The sequence below is a fragment of the Stenotrophomonas sp. STEN240 genome (genome assembly GCF_056756175.1).
Genome location: NZ_JBRRBO010000021.1, coordinates 1 through 21,260, shown reverse-complemented (window position 1 = coordinate 21,260; position 21,260 = coordinate 1). Strand labels below are relative to the sequence as shown.

The 21,260-nt window shown below is 62.0% G+C and carries 19 protein-coding genes; 15 read left to right on the top strand and 4 right to left on the bottom strand.

Annotated features, from left to right (window positions below; genetic code table 11):
* Positions 1-30 precede the first annotated feature (30 nt).
* The 11 genes from ACVOKO_RS11105 to ACVOKO_RS11055 all read left to right on the top strand — a co-directional run bounded on the left by ACVOKO_RS11105 (position 31) and on the right by ACVOKO_RS11055 (position 14,422).
* A complete protein-coding gene (locus ACVOKO_RS11105) occupies positions 31-3,354 on the top strand; it encodes a type VI secretion system Vgr family protein (RefSeq protein WP_346498969.1) in 3,324 nt (1,107 codons plus the stop codon).
* A complete protein-coding gene (locus tag ACVOKO_RS11100; RefSeq protein WP_346498968.1) occupies positions 3,354-3,821 on the top strand; it encodes a hypothetical protein in 468 nt (155 codons plus the stop codon). Before ACVOKO_RS11105 ends, ACVOKO_RS11100 begins: the two co-directional genes overlap by 1 nt.
* 334 nt (positions 3,822-4,155) lie before the next feature.
* Positions 4,156-6,162 carry a T6SS effector phospholipase Tle3 domain-containing protein gene (locus ACVOKO_RS11095; protein ID WP_346498967.1) on the top strand — a complete coding sequence of 669 codons (2,007 nt, stop codon included), beginning with the start codon at positions 4,156-4,158 and terminating at the stop codon, positions 6,160-6,162.
* A 6-nt stretch (positions 6,163-6,168) separates the two neighbouring features.
* Positions 6,169-7,854, top strand: coding sequence for a type VI lipase adapter Tla3 domain-containing protein (locus ACVOKO_RS11090; protein ID WP_346498966.1), 1,686 nt, complete (start codon positions 6,169-6,171; stop codon positions 7,852-7,854).
* A complete protein-coding gene (locus tag ACVOKO_RS11085; protein ID WP_430980763.1) occupies positions 7,851-8,120 on the top strand; it encodes a PAAR domain-containing protein in 270 nt (89 codons plus the stop codon). Before ACVOKO_RS11090 ends, ACVOKO_RS11085 begins: the two co-directional genes overlap by 4 nt.
* A gap of 248 nt (positions 8,121-8,368) precedes the next feature.
* The gene (locus tag ACVOKO_RS11080) at positions 8,369-8,761 is read left to right on the top strand and encodes a hypothetical protein (protein WP_346498965.1); all 393 of its coding nucleotides are present in this window, start codon (positions 8,369-8,371) and stop codon (positions 8,759-8,761) included.
* A 598-nt stretch (positions 8,762-9,359) separates the two neighbouring features.
* Positions 9,360-10,271 carry an STM4015 family protein gene (locus ACVOKO_RS11075; protein ID WP_346498964.1) on the top strand — a complete coding sequence of 304 codons (912 nt, stop codon included), beginning with the start codon at positions 9,360-9,362 and terminating at the stop codon, positions 10,269-10,271.
* A 22-nt stretch (positions 10,272-10,293) separates the two neighbouring features.
* Positions 10,294-11,403 (top strand): STM4014 family protein, encoded by a 1,110-nt coding sequence (locus tag ACVOKO_RS11070; protein WP_346499009.1) that lies wholly within the window; start codon positions 10,294-10,296, stop codon positions 11,401-11,403.
* A complete protein-coding gene (locus ACVOKO_RS11065; RefSeq protein WP_346498963.1) occupies positions 11,396-12,211 on the top strand; it encodes an STM4013/SEN3800 family hydrolase in 816 nt (271 codons plus the stop codon). The genes ACVOKO_RS11070 and ACVOKO_RS11065 overlap by 8 nt, the downstream gene beginning before the upstream one ends.
* Positions 12,208-13,569, top strand: a complete 1,362-nt coding sequence (locus ACVOKO_RS11060) for an STM4012 family radical SAM protein (RefSeq protein WP_346498962.1) — start codon at positions 12,208-12,210, stop codon at positions 13,567-13,569. Before ACVOKO_RS11065 ends, ACVOKO_RS11060 begins: the two co-directional genes overlap by 4 nt.
* Positions 13,570-13,576: 7 nt before the next feature.
* The gene (locus ACVOKO_RS11055; protein WP_346498961.1) at positions 13,577-14,422 is read left to right on the top strand and encodes an STM4011 family radical SAM protein; all 846 of its coding nucleotides are present in this window, start codon (positions 13,577-13,579) and stop codon (positions 14,420-14,422) included.
* A 316-nt stretch (positions 14,423-14,738) separates the two neighbouring features.
* Here ACVOKO_RS11055 and ACVOKO_RS11050 read toward each other — a convergent pair whose 3' ends face one another.
* The 4 genes from ACVOKO_RS11050 to ACVOKO_RS11035 form a co-directional block, all read right to left on the bottom strand.
* On the bottom strand, positions 14,739-15,716 hold the full coding sequence (locus tag ACVOKO_RS11050) for a zinc-binding dehydrogenase (protein ID WP_346498960.1): 978 nt from the start codon (positions 15,714-15,716) through the stop codon (positions 14,739-14,741).
* Between the two features lie 199 nt (positions 15,717-15,915).
* On the bottom strand, positions 15,916-16,326 hold the full coding sequence (locus tag ACVOKO_RS11045; protein WP_346498959.1) for an organic hydroperoxide resistance protein: 411 nt from the start codon (positions 16,324-16,326) through the stop codon (positions 15,916-15,918).
* A gap of 120 nt (positions 16,327-16,446) precedes the next feature.
* The gene (locus ACVOKO_RS11040; RefSeq protein ID WP_346498958.1) at positions 16,447-17,124 is read right to left on the bottom strand and encodes a type 1 glutamine amidotransferase domain-containing protein; all 678 of its coding nucleotides are present in this window, start codon (positions 17,122-17,124) and stop codon (positions 16,447-16,449) included.
* A gap of 10 nt (positions 17,125-17,134) precedes the next feature.
* Positions 17,135-17,764, bottom strand: a complete 630-nt coding sequence (locus tag ACVOKO_RS11035) for a TetR/AcrR family transcriptional regulator (protein ID WP_346498957.1) — start codon at positions 17,762-17,764, stop codon at positions 17,135-17,137.
* A 506-nt stretch (positions 17,765-18,270) separates the two neighbouring features.
* Here ACVOKO_RS11035 and aroQ point away from each other — a divergent pair.
* The 4 genes from aroQ to accC are packed head-to-tail and all read left to right on the top strand — an operon-like array spanning position 18,271 to position 21,049.
* On the top strand, positions 18,271-18,717 hold the full coding sequence (aroQ, locus tag ACVOKO_RS11030) for a type II 3-dehydroquinate dehydratase (RefSeq protein WP_346498956.1): 447 nt from the start codon (positions 18,271-18,273) through the stop codon (positions 18,715-18,717).
* Positions 18,714-19,142, top strand: a complete 429-nt coding sequence (locus tag ACVOKO_RS11025) for a lysozyme inhibitor LprI family protein (protein ID WP_430980762.1) — start codon at positions 18,714-18,716, stop codon at positions 19,140-19,142. Before aroQ ends, ACVOKO_RS11025 begins: the two co-directional genes overlap by 4 nt.
* 55 nt (positions 19,143-19,197) lie before the next feature.
* Positions 19,198-19,671: an acetyl-CoA carboxylase biotin carboxyl carrier protein gene (gene accB, locus ACVOKO_RS11020; RefSeq protein ID WP_269792800.1), complete on the top strand. Its 474-nt coding sequence runs from the start codon at positions 19,198-19,200 to the stop codon at positions 19,669-19,671.
* A gap of 10 nt (positions 19,672-19,681) precedes the next feature.
* Positions 19,682-21,049: an acetyl-CoA carboxylase biotin carboxylase subunit gene (gene accC / locus ACVOKO_RS11015; protein WP_057627663.1), complete on the top strand. Its 1,368-nt coding sequence runs from the start codon at positions 19,682-19,684 to the stop codon at positions 21,047-21,049.
* Positions 21,050-21,260: the final 211 nt, after the last annotated feature.

Sequence of the window (21,260 nt, the reverse complement as noted above, 5' to 3'; positions counted from 1 at the left end):
CAGTTCGCCCAGCGAATGGAGCAAGGACGCATGGATTGGCAAGCACAGACCAGAAGCGATGCGATTTCGTCGCACCATCGTCTGATCGACATCCGCTGGACACGTACCGATCCACCAGAGGGCTTATGGCCTTACACGATCAGCTATAGCGATGTACTCAACAGCGCCTTCCAGTTGAATGCCCTGTGTTTGCGTCAATCCAATACGCTTGAACTCAAGACCTTCCTTGGACAGCCCGTTGGCTTTGGTCTGGCAACCGCGCCGGGAGCACGTCGCTGGCTGTCAGGCATCGTGACTGGGGTGAAGTCGCTGGGGGACGCGAGCGGCTTCACGCTGATCGGGCTGCGAGTTGAATCTGCACTGTCGCTGCTTGGCCGCCGACTTACATGCCGGATATTCCAGGACCAGAGTGTGCCGCAGATCGTTGCGACAATTCTGGACGAGCACCGGTATAAAAACTCACAAATTGCCGCAGCGTTCTCCCATAGCTCTACGCTACAGCGCGAGTACAAGCCGCGCTCATACTGCGTGCAGTACAACGAAAGCGACCAGGACTTCATTGAACGCCTGCTCGCCGAGGAAGGCATCACCTACCGGTTCTCTTTTGAATCCGATGCGCCCCAACATCAGCTGATACTCAGTGATGACCTTCTTCCTGAAGGTGAGATCACCCACCACTTGCGATACCGCGCTCAAGCAGAGACGGTCGGCCCGGAAGAACACATCCTTATCGACTGGCGAGCGCACCGACAGTTGATCGGTTCGTCGGTAGAAATGTCCAGCTACGACTACAAGCCTGCTCAAGCCCTGCAGGGAAAGGACCGCAGCATCGAGCGGCAAGGTGAAGCCGGCGAGCAAGCTGCCTCTACATTGAGTGAGTACCGCGCCCTTACCCAGTACTACGCCGACAACAACACCGACATGGACCGCTATGCGCGGTTGCGGATGCAGGCGCAGGAACTACAGGCCAAGACATTTCACGGCGAGGGAAGGCTACGCACGCTGGCGACCGGTCAAGGCTTTCTGCTGGAGGACCACCCTGCGCATGCCGATGACACCTCGGAGCAACGTAGCTTCGTGGTCACTGGCATCACCCTGAAGGCCCGCAACAATCTTCCCGACTCCTGGACCCTGCCCGAAGCTTTGCGAGCGCAGGCGCACAGAGAAATCGACCAGTGCAGCGATGACCTGCATGACCCTGATTCTACAGACAGTGTTTACTGCCGTTTCAGCGCAGTGCGCCGTGATGTCCCGTTGGTGCCGGCCTATGCTGACCGGCTGGCGCGTCCAACCGCCCCGGGCCCGCAAACCGCAATCGTAGTGGGACCGCCTGCCGAAGAGGTGTACACGGACGAATTGGGCCGCATCCGTGTCCAATTACACGCACAGCGTCCGGACGAGCATACCAATGGCACCGCCAACCACGATGAGCGTTCGTCAACCTGGATACGCGTGGCCATGCCCAGCGCTGGTGAAGGATTCGGCCATCAATTTTTGCCCAGAGTTGGGCACGAAGTACTGATTGATTTCATTGCCGGAGATATCGACAGGCCCATCATTGTCGGAACCATCCACAACGGCCGACATCCGCCACCGGAATTCAGCGGTATGCGCGGCTTGCCAGGCAACCGCGCCCTGTCCGGCATCCGCACCCGCGAGCACCACGGTAGTGGCTACAGCGAGCTGCTCATGGACGACACGCCAGGACAGGTTCGCGCCCGCTTGGCGGCTACACCGCATGCCACAGAGTTGAATCTTGGCAAGTTGACCACCCCGCGTCAGGACGGAGAGTCGCAGCCGCGAGGCGATGGCGCGGAACTGCGCAGCGACGCCGCCATCGCGGTGCGCGCGGCGCAAGGGCTGCTGCTGACGACCTATGCCCGTCACATGGCGCAGGGCACGCAGCTCGACCGCCAGGAGTTGACCACTTTACTGGACGAATGCGTTGGCCTTTTCCGTGGCCTCGGCCAGACCGCGGCGGCCCGCGGCGCACAAGGCGCTGATGATGGCGGCTTGGTGCAGTTGCGTGATGCTCTGGCGGCTTGGCCCGAACCCGGCAGCGAGGGCGGTGAGCCCGTGGCCGCCATCGCCGGTGCGGCAGGCATCGTCACCGGCACCCCGCGATCACAACTGCATTATGCCGGCGAAAATCATGACGTAGCTGCCACCGATAACGTGCAGTCCGTCAGCGGCGGCGCTACCCGGCTGCATGCGGGCAAAGGCGTGTCGCTGTATGCGCAGGAAGAAGGCATCCGCACTATCGCCAACAGCGGCAAGGTGCTGATACAGGCGCAGGAAGATGACGTCGCGATCAACGCGCAGAAGAACCTGCATCTGTCGGCCAGTGAAGGCGAGGTGGTGGTTACGGCGCCCACCATCCGTTTGGTGGCTGATGATGGCAGCTATATCCGCATCGGCAACGGCGTGGAGATCGGTACGCAAGGCAAAGCGGTGGTGCATGCCGCCAGCCATGATTGGCAAGGCCCCAAGACCGACAACTCGCCCCTCCCCTCCTTCGGGCGCGACCCGGCTGCGCGGCAGTACCGCCTGCACTATCAAGGCGATATCGCAGCCGTGGCTACTGGCCTTGCCTACCAGCTGATGCTGGACGACGGCAGCAAGGTGCAAGGGCAGGTAAGCGCTAGTGGACACAGTGAGCGCGTTGAGCGCGACGAGATGTCGCGGGTCAGCCTTGTCGCCAGGCAGGAGGCAAAGGATGCGGCGACAATACCGCCAAGCTGGAAGGTCGCTGACCTGCTCAAACTTCTATGTCCTGACGACAAGGCCGTTGTGGATCAGCTGGCGCAGACCGATGTGCAGGTGGCGGATAGAATCTACTTCGATGATGTCTATTACGATGGCACCGAGTGGGGTACCAAACGTTTCGAAGCAGGCGGCACATCCAGCACGGATGACAAAGTCATCGGGCTACTGAGCGGCACATCTCCGGAGGATGCAGTGAACACGGTCTATCACGAAATCCGACATCAGAATCAGCCAGAAGACATGCCTTGGCGCGAGAAGGAAGAGGACGCTTACTACGCCACCGAAGCCTGGACAATTGCGAAGGGCCTGCCAGGCCAGGGCGGCGACGTACTCCGCACGACTAACGCCGATGGAAGCGTGGTGCCCGATCGTCAGGCAGTCCGCGACCTTGTCAACGACCACTATCCAATACCGACATCGGCGAATGGTCCCATTCCTGTCGGGCACGACAAGGAAAGCGGCCAGACAATCCTGAGTGATGGCAGTCAGCGCGATCCTATTCTCGGTGATACCTATCCGGGGGAAATGGTTACTGAAGGACAGCGGACGATTCCGAAATCCGTATGGAAATGCCCTGGCCTGCAATGATGAAAGCGCAACTGTTCCACACCAGACACATCATGTCGTCAGTACTTGTAGGCCTGCTTTTGATGGCAGGCGGATGTGTACAAATCAATCAGAGAGATCAGCCCGTGACCGCTCCCAGTCTTCCTGCGTATGTTGTTCTGAAACTCGCTTCGGGAGAACGCCGTATAGATCAAGGCGAGCTTGAAGCCATCCAGCATGAATTGGTAGCCGCGCTGCAACGCCAGCTGCCGCAAGCGGACTACGCCATCTTGGCAGAAGAGGCCCGGCAGGCAACACGTTTCATTGGACCGGATCATGTCGCCCGCATCGGGCTGTGGACACTGCAGGTGCGCGCCGGACGACCGGTCCTGGTGCGACAACAGCTGCCACGCGCAGCCGTCATGTTGTCGCATATCGCACATCTGACGGAGAAGGACGGCCGCTGGATTGTGCAATCGTTGGCATTGGAAAAGCTGCGTGGGCGTTGAAATGGACGCGGTGCAGCGGCTCAACGCCCACCGATCTCCGAGTTCATCCCCATGCGGTAAGCGATCACGATCATTCGTACCACCGTGCGATCAACCTTGCGGGTCTGCTCGCCAAGTAGCACACCCTATGCGCTGGCCTGCGGGCCAGTACCCAGCCCATAAGGCCTTGCTTATGTCCTGCGGGCGACCAAACGATATTTCGGAACAAGAGCTCGGCGCTGCGTCAACTGAAAGCCCGTCATATCTGCAATGCGGATGCGATCGCGATCCTGTCATGTCATGAAGACAGCAAACCACCGAATCCTCGGCACGCCCCTCAACCGAAGCAGCGACGATGAGCAACCGTAACAAGAAAGTACTGGACAACACCCGCCTGACACCAAACAGCGAAACGCCAAGGAACGTTGCAGTGCCGCGCAAGCTCCCCGGCATCGTGATCTTTCTACATGGCGTCAATGATCCGGGAGCTAGCTATCAATCCGTGGAAACCGGGTTGTGCCAAGGCTTGAACGAAAGGCTGGATAGAGACGACCTGCACCCTGGGGTGTATGGCGCTGCGTATGCCGCTGCGAAGAAGAAGCCCGAAGGCACCCGGGGGATGGATGAGAATGACACGCTTGATGATCCCGATACCCATCTATACCGGCGCAAGGACGAGGGTGCCAATAGTGTCCTGATCCCGTTCTATTGGGGCTATCGGGCAGCCAAGGAAGATATCAAGCGCGACGCAACTGGCGGTGCGACCAAGCTACGCACCCAGTACCAAGATAGCTTCGGCAATCGCCTGGACCGCAACTTCGGCAAGGCCGGAGGTTTCTTTGCCAATGCCACCAACAACCTGCCGGAAATGTATGGCAAGGGGTTCGACGATGGCATGCGCCACATAGCCCAGTTCGCGGCGTCCAACACCCAATATTTTGGCAAGGGGCCACATCGCCGCTATTACGTGCTTGCCGCAGAACGGCTGGCGACATTGATCGCGACCATCCGGAGTCAGTTTCCATCCGAAACCATCACCGTGATGGGCCACAGCCAGGGCACGCTGATCACGCTTCTGGCGCAAGCAATGCTGGTGGAGCGCAACCACCGCTGTGCCGATTGCGTCATCATGGTCGACACACCTTATTCGCTCTTGGCAAAGACGACTCCTGCAGGATCGGACACCCTCGGCACCTTGATCGACATTGTCGATCAGGTCACCGGCGCACCTTATGGCCCGCCGTCGCTCAAAGACATGCAAATGGGCCAGAAGGAATCCTATGGCCGGGCCGGTAATGCCTGGACGGCCGAGCAGGGCCAGCGGATCGGCAAAGACGGCCAGATGCTGGTGTTTCCCGAGCGCGACAACCGCGGCAAGGTGTTTTTGTACTTCTGCCCCGACGACACCACCGTGGCCCTGGACAGGGTAGCGGGGATAGGTACCTATGGCGTGCCGGATAGCATCGGCCAGCTTCCAGCGATGGATACCTTGCGCGAGAAGCGTTTCTATCAGCGGATGTGGACCAAGCGCTATCGGAACGCCAAGCCGGTAGTGGTCGGGGAACCTCCCCGTAACCAGTTTCTGCGCGCAGTGGATGAGCCTCGCTATCCAGGCGATAGCTGGGTGATAGGAGCGGCGGCATTGGAGCCTGTGATTGAAGGCACGATGCGCTTAATCAATGGCGAAGCCTTGACTCCGCAACATGCACCACAGCTGTTCGGCGGCGAAGAGGTGAAAGGAACCCCGACCACCGTAGGTAAAGATCGCCCGGATGATGTGAGCAAGGCCATAGCAATGGGCAACCCCAAGGCTTCGTTCAAATGGATCGAACTGGAAACCAGTTCCAGAATGCCCAACGTGCAGGAAATACGCGCTCAATTCAATGAGGGCAAGGCGCCGGACGATCAGACCCAGACGGTCAAGCTGGAACCGATTGTCGGCGAATCTGAATCCCTGCACATGCAGGGCTTTCGAGTCATGCGCGAGGAAACAGCCAACGAGATCCGCGCGCGTATGGCAACTGACGTCTCCGCATTGGAACCCAATAGCTATCACTCTGGGGTGCTGCGCCATCCTGAGAACCACCGCTGGGTAACGGCGATGGACGTAGCCATTGGACAAGCACATACCCTTGACGACCCGCAGTGGCGGGAGCTGCTGATGTTGATGGCCGATTGGCGGATGACGCCAGCCGCCTTTGGAAAGATGAAGAAGAATCCACTCTGGTCGTCACTGGAAGAGCGAACCCGGCAGCTGGCCGCTGCCTGCCACGACTACTACAGAAAGGGTCTATTCCCAGGCAATGACTTGGTGCAATTGGATCGCATGCCTTCGCTTGTCAAGGGCAATATTCCCAGCTAGAGAACCATGATGATGAAAGCGATGGCAAAGCGCCCACGGCTCAAACCCTATGGATGGTCGCTGATTGGATTGAGTGGACTATGGATGGTGATGGTGGTGGGCATGACTACGATGCAGGGAGCCCCAGCGACGGATGAGGAAATTGGCTATATGAGCAGTGCAATCCGCTGGGGAATTGGTGCAGTAGTTGCATTGACTGGCTTGGTGTATGCGGGGCATTGGGGTGTCAAGGCCGCATGGACCGATCGGCCAACCACGAACACGGAAATACCCGCGCCGGTGACCTGCGGCTCGGTTCACGAATCGCTGGACGAGCCGGGGCTACGGGTGTGGTCGCTGGAGCTGCGGGGCGTAGGCGCGGGCGCCAATAGAGTGCATCAGGTTGAGCTGTGGGACGCAATCCAGCGCAAGCGGGACAACTTCGCGTCCATCTACTCGCAGAACCCGGAAGACTACATTGAATCCGTGCAGGAGCGCGAGGATGCGGCTGATCGAGGAACGGGCATAGCCTTCCGGCTTGCCGCCACCGACTCGGTAGCCTATTGGCCTATTCCGACGTTTACGGTCGAGCCGCCAAATCTGAACAAGAGTGATGACAGCCGCGCGGCCGGCCTCACCTCGGAAGGGGCGAACAGTGGATCACTTGGCGTCACGCTATTCCTGTGGCAGGAGGATGCCAATACCACCCACGCGCAGGACATGGTCGAACGGTTGTTCCAGTTCTTCGATACACATCCCGAAGTTCCCGAGGCGATGATCGCCACCCGGGATGGTGACCAGATCCGAAATCGATATCGCGAACGCAGCACTCCAGCACTGCCAAGCGGTCGCTACCTGCCCAAGGTATTGGACAACACCGCCGTCCTGCTGGTGTCACGCAGCGACCGCGTTGACCGATACCTGCGCCCCTATGCCCCGGATTACAGGGAAGACAACCAAAACCAGCGCACCGATCTTGGCAAGTTGTGGGCGTTCTATCACGCAGAAGACAGAAACGCGGCCAAGGTCTATGAGGAAGCAGAGCGCCTCAGGGGCATCCAGGACCCGTTGTCTCCCGGCACGATGACATCTGCCTACTGGCAGTCGACCTTGCCGGAGCTGTGGAAGAACATCGACAACCGCGGTCCTGGCGATTTCAAGCCGACACCTTGGTTACCGGTGCGCTGGGCGCTGCACCAGGTTGATGAGTTCGACCGTGCGCCGATCCTCGGTCATCTGCACCGCCCGGTTAAGGTGACGCTGCGCGACGAGCAAGGCCAGCTACTTAAACCGGCCTTGCAGGTAATAGCAATGAAGGCTGGCTGGGAACAGGCGCTGGCGACGCTACCCGAAGGCGAAAAGCCGATGCGCGTGTTCTATGACAGCACGGGCAACATGGACAGCGCGATCGCCCTGACCAATGCCTTGCACGAGCTGAACATCGACGGCCACGGGCTTGAGTTGGGCAACGTGGACGAAGGCTACGACATCGGCCGTCGTCTGGGCGATACGGGTCTTGGCAGTGCCCTTGTACAGATCGGACTGGGGGCCATCGCTAGCTATAAGGACGGTGGTGCAAGCGCGGTGATGTATGCCGGCGACAATGGCAGCATCAGCCTGCAGATGGTGCGCCCACCGAGTGCAGAGGAGAAACTACACAACCGGCCGTATAGCGAGGCAGACCCCTTCATGTACCGAGCGCGCGCTCGATGACCAAGCCAATCTGCCTGGGTGACATCACGAGCGGTGGTGGCACCGTGATCCGTTGCCAGATGGCTGGAACGCACCGCATTGCGGGCCGGCCAGTAGCGGTAGTGGGCGACATTGCCACATGCCTGATGCACCGGGGCCAGTACGCTTTCGTTGAAGGCGACACCCAGCGCAGATTGCAAAGCATGCCTGTTGTATTGGAAGGCCATCGACTGGCCTGCGGTTGTCATGCAATAGCAGGCGCGGCTACACATGTGGCCGTGGGCTAGCGTTTCTAATGAATGCAGGCCGGGCGATTTTTCCCTGTGACACTGCCGTGATAAGGAAGGTCTGGCTACGGCGATGGACTACTCCAGCTTGTGGACATATGTAGAAGCTTGGCAATGCACTGGGCGGTTTCGGTCTAATCGATCGGGCACGCAGAACAGTTCTGACAATGGCGTTCAGGCACCTTCGTCTGGTACAACGCGGCACGGAGTTGCGGAGCAACTCTGGCCCGAACTACTGGACTTACTCAATGCGATTCAAACCATCTCGCCTGGCCCCCCTTCTTCTGCTCGGCGTTGCTGCGCCTGCTTTTTCCCAGACAACCATCTGCAAGGTCGAGGGTGACTCGACCGGCCCGGAACTGATCTCCTGGGACACCAAGACGCAGCGGGCGCAAGTGAAGCTGCTGGGCGAGGACTTGCAGGGGAAGATGACCTGGAAGCGGAAGCACGATGATCTTGGTGACAAGGTCAATCTGAGCTTTACGCCTGCTGATCCGCTGTTTGGGGATGAATATGAGTTTGTGGTGTTCCCGACGGAGAGCGGGTATCGGGTTATGGGGGTTGGGTACAAGTACTACAACGGGGTTAAGTATCTGGACATCAGCCAGGGGAACTATGTGGCTGTTTGTAGTTCGATGTAGTTCTGGTGGCTCATAGCGTGCCCGCTGCGTTAGCTGCGAAGCTGGCGGTGCTTGGGGTGTTGGTTCGTTGCGAAGTGCACCCCTCCCCAACCCTCCCCTGCGCTTTGCGCAAGGGAGGGGGTTAAGCTGGCTTCGCTTTTAGCTGATGCTTTGCTGGTGGGCTCTTTCTTTTGTGGGAGCTGCGTTAGCTGCGAAGCTCGTGGTGCTTGGGGTGTTGGTTCGTTGCGAAATGCGCCCCTCCCCAGCCCTCCCCTGCGCGTTGCGCAAGGGAGAGGGTTACAGCTGGCTGCGCTTTTAGCTGCTGCTTTGCTGGTGACCCTTTTTGTAGGAGCTGCGTTAGCTGCGAAGCTGGCGGTGCTTGGGGTGTTGGTTCGTTGCGAAGTGCACCCCTCCCCCAGCCCTCCCCTGCGCTGCGCGCAAGGGAGGGGGCTAAGCTGGCTTTGCTTGTTTGTTTGGTTGTTTGCGCTTGATCACTGCGCTACCACAGGATGATTACGGAATGGCGAAGGCTGCGTGCCTTCCGCTCAACGTGATACATGGCTGCCAGCATCACCAATCTCTCGGTTATGCTACGGCACCATTCCGGCAAGGACGTACCGTGACCATTGGCGAATACACGCAGGTTTATCGTGGCAAGAAAGTCGTTGATTTCAAGATGGGGGGCTCCGCTGTAGCCGGCGATGTCGCTTACCGCTTGATGCAGGAATACGACAGCGACGAGAGCCAGGAAGAACTGCTGGCCGATTTCTTCGAGCGGGTTGATCCGAAGTCGATTGAAGTGTTGATCATCGGTGCCTGGGATGAGGCGTCCAGCGATGGCCCGCAGGGCTTGATCGATGGGTTGATTGCGCGCCGTACCGAGCTGGGCAACCTGAAGGCGCTGTTCGTGGGCGATATGACCTACGAAGACTGCGAGATGTCCTGGATCAACCAGATCTCCTACAACCCGCTGCTGGAGGCCTTCCCAGGCCTGGAATCGCTGCGTATCCGCGGCACCTCCGAACTGGAACTGCAGCCCTTCACGCATGCGGCGCTACAGGAACTGGCGATCGAGAGCGGTGGCCTGCCGAACGAGATCGTCATTGCCATCGCCAACTCCACGCTGCCGGCACTGCGCCATCTCGAGCTGTGGCTTGGCGATGATGGCTATGGCTTCGATGGCGATGTGGCGGTCTACCAGCGCCTGTTGTTGGCGATCGGGCCGGAGCGCCTGCAGTACCTTGGTCTGCGCAACGCCATGATCAGCGACGAGCTGGCGGTGTGGCTGGCCGGCGAGCCCTGGCTGGGCTCGCTGCAGACGCTGGATCTGTCGCTGGGCACTATTGGCGACATCGGTGCGCAGGCGCTGTGCGAGAGCCCGAACCTCGGCGGCCTGCAGCGCATCGACCTGAGCCACCACTTCATTTCAGAAGAATGGCAGCAGAAGCTGCAGGCGCTGCCGTGCACAGTGGTGCTGGACGACCCGGAAGAAGAAGATGACGGTGACCGCTACGTGGCGGTGTCCGAGTAAGCCGAAGATGGCGGATTGGCTGTTGATCGGCCCGCGCGGCAGCCGCCGTATCGCGTGGCTGCAGCGCGCCTTGCACGATCAGGGCGCGCCTGCCGCACATGTGTTCGATTACGAAACCCTGCTTGCCGAACCTGCGCGGCTGCTTGAGGCACTCGCGCAGCTGCCCGGCGCCATCGTCAAGCTGGAATCGCCGGGGGAAGCGCCCGAGCTGCACCAGGCATTGGTGCGGCGCGGCTGGGAGTTGTCGGGCGCTGCCGGCGATGCCCCACAGGCGGCCGCGCATGGTGAGCTGGTCCACCAACAATTCTGGTATGCCGGCTTTGCCGATGTGCTGGCCGCGCTTCCGTCTGGCCCGCACTACCTCAATGCGCCCGCCGATCTGGCCTGCATGTCGGACAAGCTCCACTGCCAGCAGCACCTTGCGGCAGCGGGCGTTGCGGTGCCGCCGCTATTCGGCTTGATCAGCAGCTATGAAGACCTGCGTGAACGCCTGCGTGATGCCGGCTGCGAGCGCGTTTTCGTCAAGGCCCGCTACGGCTCGTCTGGTGCCGGTGTGTTGGCCTACGCGCGCAACCGCGATGGACGCGAAGTTGCCTATGGCTCTGCGGAGCTGGTTGAGCAGGATGGCCGCTGGCGGGTGTTCAACTCGCTGCGGCAGCGCCGTTACGACCGGCATGACGACATCGCACGGCTGGTGGACCTGCTTGCCGTGCAGGGCGCTTACATCGAACGCTGGATTCCCAAACCGACGGTGCCGGGCAGCGATGGCCGCCGCTATGACGTGCGCGTGATCGCACTGGATGGCCAGCCACGGCAGCGGGTGGCACGAATGAGCGCAGGCGCGCTGACCAACCTGCACCTGGGCAATGCACGCACCGGATTGGATTTTCTGCTGGACGCAGAGGCCATCGAGCATCTGGAAACCACCACGGCAACAGCAGCTGCGGCATTCCCGAACAGCCGCATGATCGGCTTCGATCTGATCGTGCGCGGCATGCGCAGCTGGGTACTGGAAGCCAATGGCTTCGGCGATCTATTGCTGGATCTGCGCCACGCCGGCCGCACCACCTATGAAGACCAGGCCTTGCTGACGCCCGCACGGCCCGCAATCAACGAGTACGCCCATGCTTGAGAACCCCTTGCCAGACATGCACAGCATTGTCGGCAGCCACGACGTGGTGATGATCACCTTGGACGCCCTGCGCTTCGACGCCGCCCAGCGCTGCTTCGAACGCGGCGAGCTGCCGGTGCTTGCGCCGCACCTGCCTGCCGATGGCTGGGAGCTGCGGCACACGCCCGGAAGCTTCACCTATGCGGCGCACTCGGCATTCTTTGCCGGCTTCCTGCCCACACCTGCGCGGCCGGGCCCGCATCCGCGCCTGTTCGCGCTGGAGTTTGAAGGCAGCGAAACCATCGTGCCGCAGACCTTCGTGTTCTCCGGCCGTGCCGATATCGTCGGTGGCTTCCGTGACCAGGGCTACCGCACCGTCTGCATTGGCGGCGTTGGCTTCTTCAACCGCCGCAATGCCCTGGGCTCGCAACTGCCAGGGCTGTTCGAGGAAAGCCATTGGCAGCCGGAGTTCGGCGTGACCGCGCTCGATTCCACCGAGCAACAGGTGGCACTGGCCTGCGAGCGTCTGCAGGCGGCGGGCAATCAGCGCTCCTTCCTCTTCATCAATGTCTCGGCCATCCACCAGCCCAACCGGCATTACCTCCCGGGTTGCGACGCCGATGGCCTGGACAGCCACTGCGCCGCGCTGCGCTATGTTGATGGCGAGCTGGCCGCCTTGTTTGCCGCACTGCGCGCGCGTGGCCCGGCTTTCGTGATCATCTGCTCCGACCATGGCACCGCTTACGGCGAGGATGGCTTCCACGGCCATCGCCTCGCCCACGAGACGGTGATGAACGTTCCCTATGCGCATTTTGTGTTGAGCCCATGACCGCCCATCGATTGTCCGAGCTGTTGCAGCTCGAGCCTTACCAGGCCTATTCGTACTCGTACCCCCACAAGTCCGCCTACCGGCCGATCACGCAACCGCCACCGCTTGCCGAGGCATGGGCGAGCGAGCCGCGTGATGCACTGTTCCTGTACCTGCATGTGCCGTTCTGCAGCTACCGTTGCGGCTTCTGCAATCTGTTCGCGATGGCGCGCCCCGCGCCGGCACAGGTGGAAGCCTATCTGGCGCAGATGGAGAAGCAGTTGCGGGTGACCGCCGATGCCTTGGGCGAACACCGCTTCGTGCGCTTCGCGCTTGGCGGCGGCACGCCCACCTATCTGGATGCGCCGCAGCTGCAGCGGCTATTCGATTTCGTTCAACGCCACGCCAACATCGACCTGCATTCGATTCCTGCAGGCATCGAGGTATCGCCAGAAACCGTGGATGCGGCCAAGATGAAAATCTGCCGCGACGCGGGCATCGACCGCGTCAGCATGGGCATCCAGAGCTTCAGCGATGCCGAAGTGCGCTCACTCGTGCGGCCGCAGCAGCGCGCCGTGGTCGAGGAGGCGATTGCACAGATACGTGCGGCGGGCATTCCAACACTCAACCTGGACCTGATCTACGGTATTGCCGGCCAGACCATGGCCAGCTTCCTTACCTCGATCGACAGCGCCCTCGCTTTCCAGCCGGAAGAGCTCTACCTCTACCCGCTGTACGTGCGCCCGCATACCGGGTTGGACCGCATCGGCGCGAAGGAAGGCGGCAAGCGCTCCTTCGTGATTCATCCCGCGTCGGTGGACAACCGGCTGGCCCTGTATGAGGCCGGCCGCGAACGGCTGCTTGCGGCGGGCTATGAGCAGGTATCAATGCGCATGTTCCGTGCGGCGAACGCACCGGACTCCGGTGGTCCTGCCTATTGCTGCCAGAGTGACGGAATGGTCGGTATCGGCTGCGGCGCCCGCTCGTATACCAGTGGCCTGCATTACTCCAGCGAGTACGGCGTCAGCCGGCGCTCGGTGGCGGATATTCTTGCGCACTACCTGGAACGCGATGAGGCCTCCTTCGCTCACATCGATTACGGCGTGCGTTTGAATGAGGACGAGCGACGTCGTCGCTATGTGATCCAATCGCTGCTGGCGCAGCCGGGCCTGGATCTGGCGCAGTACCGCGAGCGCTTCGGCACGGAGTGCTTCGACGACCTGCCGCAGCTGGGCGAGTTGTTCGAGCAGGGCCTGGCGACGCGCGAGGACGCACTGATTTCGTTGAATGACACCGGCCTTGCCCGCGCCGACACCATCGGTCCGTGGCTGATCTCCGCCGGCGTGGCCGAGCGCATGCGCGACTATCAACTGGATTGAGCCGCGCATGCATCTTTCCATCCTCTATCGCGGCCGGCTGAGCAGTTGCAACTACGACTGCCCGTACTGCCCCTTCGCCAAGACCTACGACACCCGCGCCGCCCTGCGACGCGATGCCGAGGACCTGGCGCGCTTCGTCGATTGGGCGGGGCAGCAGACGATGGAACTGTCGGTACTGTTCACGCCGTGGGGCGAGGGCCTGGTGCGCCGCCACTACCGCGATGCGATGGTGCAGCTGAGCCATATGCCGCACATCCGCCGCGTGGTGATCCAGACCAACCTATGCATCGGCACGCGCTGGCTGGATGAGGTCAATCTCGACAGCTTCGCGCTGTGGTGCACCTACCACCCGGGGCAGGTGACCCGCGTCGCCTTCCTGGCCCGCTGCCGCGAACTGGACCGGCGCGGCGTGCGCTACACGGTTGGCATGGTGGCGATGCGCGAGCATCTGGAGGAGATCCAACTGCTGCGTGCGGAACTGGCCGACAGTGTGCCGTTGTGGATCAACGCCTACGACGAACGCCCTGCCGGCTACTACAGCGAGGCGGAAATCCAGCAACTGCAGCGCGTGGACCCGCATTTCCTGTTCAACCTCGAACCTTCGGCCAGCCTGGGCGAGCCCTGCTTCACCGGCGAGAACGTGATATCGGTGGACGGTGATGGCAACGTCAAACGCTGCCACTTCGTCGCCACACCGTTGGGCAATCTGTATGACGGCAGCTTCGCAGGCCAGCTGCGCGCAAGGGCCTGCCCGAACCAGCGATGCGACTGCTATATCGGCTATGCGCACCGCAAGGATCTGCCGTTCCAGCGGGATTATCCGGCCGGTGTGCTGGAGCGGTTTCGGGGATAGGGCCCCGGCTTTCCGCCGGCCGCTCCATCACCATCGCTGGGATAAGCACAGCGCACGCAACGCTGTTGGCAGATGGTTTTAGACATCACCAGATCACTTCCCCCAGTTGCGCTGCGCTTACCCGGGCTGCGTTGCTTGTTTACTGGGAATGCACTTTTGTAGGAGCGGCGTCAGCCGCGAAGCTGGCGGGGCCTGAGCTGATGGTTTATTGCCAAGAGCACCCCTCCCCAACCCTCCCCTGCGCTTTGCGCAAGGGAGGGGGCTGAGGCTTACTTCGCTTCAGGCTGATGGGAACCAGCCCTCCTGCTTACCACCATCAGGGCTTCAGCAGTACCTTGCCCTTGCGCCCCGGCAACAAGCTTGCCGCCACTGCTTCGGCAACGTCGCCAAGCTCGTAGACCGCCTGCACCGGCAGTTCCAGCTCGCCACTCAGCACGCGCTGCAGCAGCTCGCCGACCAGGCGGCGCTTGTTTTCCACCGACATCTGCTGGCTGACCTTGCTGCCCCAGAAGCCCTTCACCGTGGCCTGCTTGAAGATCAGATCGCCGGAAGGAATCTGCATGGCTTCGCCGGCCATTGTGCCGAACGAGACCAGCGTGCCGTTGTCGCCTAGCAGTGACACCAGATCCGCACTCGCCTGGCCGCCGATGGAATCGACTGCTGCGTGTGCGAGTGTGTCGCCGAGCAAGGCCTGCGCGCGCGACTTCCAATCCGGCTGTGTCGTCGACAGTACATTGTTGATTCCGAGTGCCTTGAGTTCATCAACACCTGCATCGCGGCGCACCAGTCCAAGCACGTGCACACCGCGCGCGGCAGCGAGCATGGCCAGGGTCTTGCCGACCGCACCGTTGGCGGTGTTCTGCACGATCCATTGACCGGGCTCGGCCTGCAGGAATTCCAGCAGCATCAGCGCGCTCAATGGCATGGCGATCAGCTGCGCGGCGGCTTCGTCGGCGATGCCATCCGGCACCGGGATAACCATGCGTGCAGGGGCGATGAAGTATTCGGCCCAGGTGCCGTGTACCGAGGCGGCCATGACGCGCTGGCCGATGGTGACGCCCTGCACGCCTTCGCCGAGCGCTTCGACGATACCTACCGCTTCGCTGCCGCCGATTGCCGGCAGCGTGGGTTTGTAGCCGTACTTGCCGCGCACGGTCCACAGGTCGTGGTTGTGGATGGGCGCGAGCAGGGTCTTGATCCGGACTTCGCCCGCGCCGGGCTGCGGGATGGGGCTGTCGCCGAGTGCCAGTACTTCGGCCGGCTCACCAAACGTTGTGTGGATGGCGCTGCGCATGTGTTTCTCCTGTTACGGGAGGAATAGCCGTAGTCATAGCTCCGGCATAGATCTTTTGTAGGAGCGGCGTAAGCCGCGAAGCAAGCACATCATCAGATGACACAGATGCCATTCGCGTAAGCAGCGCCAGCTTCGCGGCTCACGCCGCTCCTACAAGTATTCGTCAGCGCCATGCACTGACTCGGCATTGATGCGTGAATCAGACTGCAGTTACGTGCAGGCGCACATCGACATTACCGCGGGTGGCGTTGGAGTACGGGCAGATCTTGTGTGCGGCTTCGACCAGATGCTGGGCGTCGGCCTGCGGCAGACCCTTCACTTCAACGTGCAGGTCGATGTCCAGTGCGTAGCCACCTTCAGCCGTCTGGCCGATGCCCACTTCCACCGAGGTGGCGGTGCCGGCCGGCTGCAACTGCAGCTGCTTGGCGGCCACCGGCAAGGCGTTGTCGAAGCAGGCGGCATAGCCGAGCGCAAACAGCTGCTCGGGATTGGTGCCGGCCTTGTTGGAACCGGGCAGTGCCAGGTCGAAGCCAAGGCTGCCGTCGTCCAGTGCAGTGCGGCCAGCGCGGCCACCGGTGGCGGTGGCGCGGGTTTTGTAGAAGATCTTCATTGCCGATTCCTTGTGAGGCTGCTTTTTTTTAAGGGCTTGGGTGCGATGCGGGTTTTGCAAAGTTTGTTGGCTGCTTGTTTCCCGGGTGCGCTTCGCTTACCCGGGCTACCGAGCTACGGATCAGGCCAGCTGCGCGAGCAGTGCTTTTGCTACGGCTTCGGAGCTGGCCGGGTTCTGGCCGGTGACCAGGTGCCCGTCGCTGAGCACGTAGGGCTGCCAGTCGAGGCCCTTGCTGTAGTTGCCGCCGAGACGTGCGAACTCGTCTTCGATCAGGAACGGCACCACGGCGGTCAGGCCAACAGCCTCTTCTTCGCTATTGGAAAAGCCGGTGACCTTGCGGCCGGCAACCAGCGGTTTGCCGTCGGCAGTGCGTGCGGCGATCAATGCACCGGGCGCGTGGCAGACCAGGCCCAGCGGCTTGTTGGCGCGGTCGAAGGTTTCGATCAGAGCGATGGAGTCGGCATCGCGGGCAAGATCCCAGAGCGGGCCATGGCCGCCGGGGTAGAACACCGCGTCGAACTTGCTGGCGTCGATCTGTTTCAGCGGGAGCGTGGTGGCCAGTTGCTGCTGAGCGTCGCGGTCGCTGCGGAAGCGGTCGGTGGCCGGGGTCTGTGCATCGGGCTCATCGCTGCGCGGGTCCAGCGGCGGTTGGCCGCCGGCCGGCGACGCCAGGGCGATGTTGGCGCCGGCGTCCTTGAACACGTAATAAGGTGCGGCGAATTCCTCCAGCCAGAAGCCGGTCTTGTGGCCGGTGTCGCCTAGCTGGTCGTGCGAGGTCAGTACGAACAGAACATTCATGGCAGTGCCTTCAGTAAGTAGGGGAGGATGCGGCGACGACGTTGTCGCAGGTCAGCAGGTGTTCGGTGGCCTCGTGGGCCTGTTGCAGTGGCAGCCGGTCCTGGCTGAGCTTGGACAGCAGCGCCGCGCCCAGCCACATCTGGTACAGCACGCGGGCGACCTGCAAGGCGGGCTTGCCCTTGGGCAGTGAGCCGTCGGCGCGGCCTTCTTCGACCAGGGCTGCAATGCGTTGCAGCAGGCGCTGTACGCCTTGGTCGAGTACCTGACGCATGTCTTCGGAAAGGTCGGACACCTCGGCGGCCAGCTTCACCACCAGGCATTCCTCGGCCCAGCCCTGCGCCGGGTCGGCCGGGTCTTGCGCCCAGGCATTCCAGTAACGCATCAGCCGCTGCCGACCGTTGCCCGGTTCGGCCAGCAGCTGCTCCAGCTTGCGCCCGTAGTCGTCTACGTACTGTTGCAGCAGCTCGCAGCCGAAGACTTCCTTGGACGCGAAGTAGTGATAGAAGGAGCCCTTGGGGACGGCGCAGGCCTTGAGGATTTCCTGCAGGCCGAGCGCGGCGAAGCCCTTCTGCAGGACCAGCCGGTAGCCGGTGTCCAGGATGTGCTGGCGGGTGGCCTGCGCTTTGGGGGAGAGGTTCATGGGGTGGAGCTTACGCCAAATAGACCGGTCGTCTATTAATGGGTGATTACCGGGAGTAAGAGTGGACACCAGCTGTCCCTTCTCCCGTTGACGGGAGAAGGTGCCCCAAAGGGGCGGATGAGGGGGGCTTGGGCTTTGAGTTGATAGCTCTAAGCCAAGCGCGGATGGTTGCCAGCAAATCAACGATTACTGCTTCGCTCTGCCCTCACCCCAACCCCTCTCCCGTGAACGGGAGAGGGGCTCTCGTCGTTGCGGGTCTCGGGGAAAGCCCAACTTCGCTCATTTTCTCGCAAGTCCCGCGCATCACGCAGATGCGCAGCTTGGGGTCCGGGTACCCAGCGGGCCCCCTGCCGTTATCCGCTGCAGCTCAAAGGCACTGCCCTACAAGCTGCCCCAGCAAAGCCCCAAAATTCAAACAATCGATTAAAACACGGCTAATTTCGTCGAACTGGACAGTATTCCCAGCTTCCCTCACACTGCCGCCCTTCCCCGCCGACCCTTGGCACATGGCAAAACTGCTGGTCCTTCACGGCCCCAACCTCAACCTGCTGGGCACCCGCGAGCCCGACGTCTATGGCCACACCACGTTGGCCCAGATCGACGCTGCGCTCGCTGCACAGGCACAGGCACAGGGGCACCAGAGCGAACACCTGCAGTCCAACGCCGAACACGTGCTGGTGGACCGGGTGCAGGCCGCGCGCGCCGATGGAACCGCTTTCATCCTGATCAACCCCGCCGCCTTCACCCATACCTCGGTGGCCCTGCGCGATGCGCTGGCCGGGGTGGCGATTCCGTTCATCGAGATCCACCTGTCCAACCCGCATGCGCGTGAGCCGTTCCGCCAGCACAGCTACCTGAGCGACAAGGCCGTCGGCGTGATCTGCGGCTTTGGCGCCGACAGCTACCGCTATGCGATGGATGCGGCGCTGGCTCGCGTTGGGGTAAGCGCGTGAAAGCGCTGCCGCGGTTGCTGGCGGGAATGGCTGTGGTGTGTCTGCCGCTGGCCGCTGCGCATGCGCAGAACCTGGATCGCGCCGCCGAAGGCATCGACTGCGCGAATGTGACCAGCACGATGGAAAGCGACCTGTGCGCGTCTGATCGTGCCACTGACGCCGATACGGTTTTGAACACCACTTACAAGCAGGCCCGCCGCCAGCTGCAGCAGCAGACCGCCGACGGCAGCTGCACGCATTGCGCCGAGGCCGAACAGCAGCTGATCCTCGCCCAACGCGCCTGGATCCAGCTGCGCGACAAGGACTGCGACGCGGTCTACGCCTTCAATGCCGACGGCACATCGCGCAACGGTGCGCAGATGCGCTGTCTTACCACCCACGCGCAGGACCGTACGCGGCAGCTGCGCGATTTCTACGAACTTTGACCCGGGCGCCCCGCGCCTTTTCCTTACCGACTTACTGCAACCCAAAGAGGCCCTCATGGATCTGCGCAAAATCAAGAAGCTCATCGACCTGCTGGAAGAGTCGAACCTGGCCGAAATCGAGATCAAGGAAGGCGAAGAATCCGTACGCCTGTCGCGCAACCCGGTAGGCACCTATGTCCCGGCGCCGGCACCGGTCTACGCTGCGCCGGCTGCTGCCGCACCGGCAATGCCGATGAGCGGCCCGACCGAAGCCTCCACCGGCGGCACCGCCAAGCCGGGCAATGCCCTGCCGGAAGGCCACGTGCAGCGCGCGCCGATGGTCGGCACCTTCTACTCCTCGTCCTCGCCGGACAAGCCGGCCTTCGTGACCGTCGGCCAGACCATCAAGGCTGGTGAAACCCTGGCCATCATCGAGGCGATGAAGATGTTCAACCCGATCGAGGCCGAAGTATCCGGCACCGTGGTGGCCATCCTCGGCGAGAACGGCAGCCCGGTTGAGTTCGACCAGCCGCTGTTCGTGATTGCCTGAGGCGCCGGCCATGCTGGATAAAGTCGTCATCGCCAACCGGGGTGAAATCGCGCTGCGCATCCTGCGCGCGTGCCACACCCTGGGCATCCGTACGGTTGCGGTGCATTCCACCGTTGACCGCAATCTCAAGCACGTGGCCATGGCAGACGAGTCGGTCTGCATCGGCCCGGCGCCGTCGTCGGAAAGCTACCTCAACATCCCGGCGCTGATCGCTGCGGCCGAGGTCACCGACGCCCAGGCCATCCACCCGGGCTACGGCTTCCTGTCCGAGAACGCCGACTTCGCCGAGCGCGTTGAGCAGTCCGGTTTCATCTTCATCGGCCCGCGTGCGGAAACCATCCGCCTGATGGGTGACAAGGTGGAAGCCATCCGCGCGATGAAGGCCGCCGGCGTGCCGTGCGTGCCCGGTTCGGGCGGCCCGCTGGGCGAAGACATCGTCGCCAACACCAAGATTGCCCGTGAGATCGGCTACCCGGTCATCATCAAGGCATCGGGCGGCGGCGGCGGCCGCGGCATGCGCGTGGTGCATGCCGAAGGTGCGCTGAAGGCCTCCATCGAGACCACCAAATCCGAAGCCAAGGCGGCATTCGGCAATGGTGAGGTCTACATGGAGAAGTACCTGGAAAATCCGCGTCACGTGGAAATCCAGGTGCTGGCCGACGGCCAGGGCAATGCCATCCACCTGGGTGAACGCGACTGCTCGATGCAGCGCCGCCACCAGAAGGTGGTGGAAGAAGCACCGGCACCGGGCATCACCGCTGAACTGCGTGAGCAGATCGGCAAGGTCTGCGTGGAAGCCTGCGTGCGCATCGGTTACCGCGGCGCCGGCACCTTCGAGTTCCTGTTCGAAGACGGCAAGTTCTACTTCATCGAAATGAACACCCGCGTGCAGGTGGAGCATCCGGTAACCGAGATGGTGACCGGTATCGATCTGGTCGCCGAACAGCTGCGCATCGCCTCCGGCCAGAAGCTGACCATCAAGCAGAGCGACGTGGTGCTGCATGGCCACGCCATCGAGTGCCGCATCAACGCCGAGGACGCGGAAACCTTCATTCCCAGCCCCGGCCTGATCACCGGCTTCTATCCGCCGGGTGGCCCGGGTGTGCGCGTTGATACGCACATCTATGCCGGCTACAAGGTGCCGCCGAACTACGACTCGATGATCGGCAAGCTGATCGTGCACGGCCCGGACCGCGAAACCGCCATTGCCCGCATGCGGGTGGCGCTGAGCGAGATGGTGGTGGACGGCATCAAGACCAACGTCGCGTTGCAGCAGCGCATCATGCGCGACCAGGGTTTCCAGGCCGGTGGACAGAACATCCACTACCTGGAAAAGCGCCTGGCCGAGCGCAAGACCCGCTCGATCGCGCTGACCTGATTGAAGGCAGTTGCCGGGCAATGCCCGGCACCTGCTTTCTGTCTCTCTGTAGTGCCGAGCCATGCTCGGCAGAAGCTTTCCAAGCGATCCAACAAGAGCGGCAAAGCCAGCGAAAGGCTTTACCCCTCCCCAACCCTCCCCTTGGCTACGCCAAAGGGAGTGAGCAGAAATGTAGTGGCGAGCCCGGCTTGGGCGAGGGGCAAACCGGGAC

Bases quoted from the DNA above. Each gene is read 5' to 3' on its own strand.
- ACVOKO_RS11105 (WP_346498969.1), top strand. From the start codon at position 31: ATGGATTGGCAAGCACAGACCAGAAGCGATGCGATTTCGTCGCACCAT.
- ACVOKO_RS11100 (WP_346498968.1), top strand. From the start codon at position 3,354: ATGAAAGCGCAACTGTTCCACACCAGACACATCATGTCGTCAGTACTT.
- ACVOKO_RS11095 (WP_346498967.1), top strand. From the start codon at position 4,156: ATGAGCAACCGTAACAAGAAAGTACTGGACAACACCCGCCTGACACCA.
- ACVOKO_RS11090 (WP_346498966.1), top strand. From the start codon at position 6,169: ATGATGATGAAAGCGATGGCAAAGCGCCCACGGCTCAAACCCTATGGA.
- ACVOKO_RS11085 (WP_430980763.1), top strand. From the start codon at position 7,851: ATGACCAAGCCAATCTGCCTGGGTGACATCACGAGCGGTGGTGGCACC.
- ACVOKO_RS11080 (WP_346498965.1), top strand. From the start codon at position 8,369: ATGCGATTCAAACCATCTCGCCTGGCCCCCCTTCTTCTGCTCGGCGTT.
- ACVOKO_RS11065 (WP_346498963.1), top strand. From the start codon at position 11,396: ATGCTTGAGAACCCCTTGCCAGACATGCACAGCATTGTCGGCAGCCAC.
- ACVOKO_RS11060 (WP_346498962.1), top strand. From the start codon at position 12,208: ATGACCGCCCATCGATTGTCCGAGCTGTTGCAGCTCGAGCCTTACCAG.
- ACVOKO_RS11055 (WP_346498961.1), top strand. From the start codon at position 13,577: ATGCATCTTTCCATCCTCTATCGCGGCCGGCTGAGCAGTTGCAACTAC.
- ACVOKO_RS11050 (WP_346498960.1), bottom strand. From the start codon at position 15,716: ATGCGCAGCGCCATCCACACAACGTTTGGTGAGCCGGCCGAAGTACTG.
- ACVOKO_RS11045 (WP_346498959.1), bottom strand. From the start codon at position 16,326: ATGAAGATCTTCTACAAAACCCGCGCCACCGCCACCGGTGGCCGCGCT.
- ACVOKO_RS11040 (WP_346498958.1), bottom strand. From the start codon at position 17,124: ATGAATGTTCTGTTCGTACTGACCTCGCACGACCAGCTAGGCGACACC.
- ACVOKO_RS11035 (WP_346498957.1), bottom strand. From the start codon at position 17,764: ATGAACCTCTCCCCCAAAGCGCAGGCCACCCGCCAGCACATCCTGGAC.
- aroQ (WP_346498956.1), top strand. From the start codon at position 18,271: ATGGCAAAACTGCTGGTCCTTCACGGCCCCAACCTCAACCTGCTGGGC.
- accB (WP_269792800.1), top strand. From the start codon at position 19,198: ATGGATCTGCGCAAAATCAAGAAGCTCATCGACCTGCTGGAAGAGTCG.
- accC (WP_057627663.1), top strand. From the start codon at position 19,682: ATGCTGGATAAAGTCGTCATCGCCAACCGGGGTGAAATCGCGCTGCGC.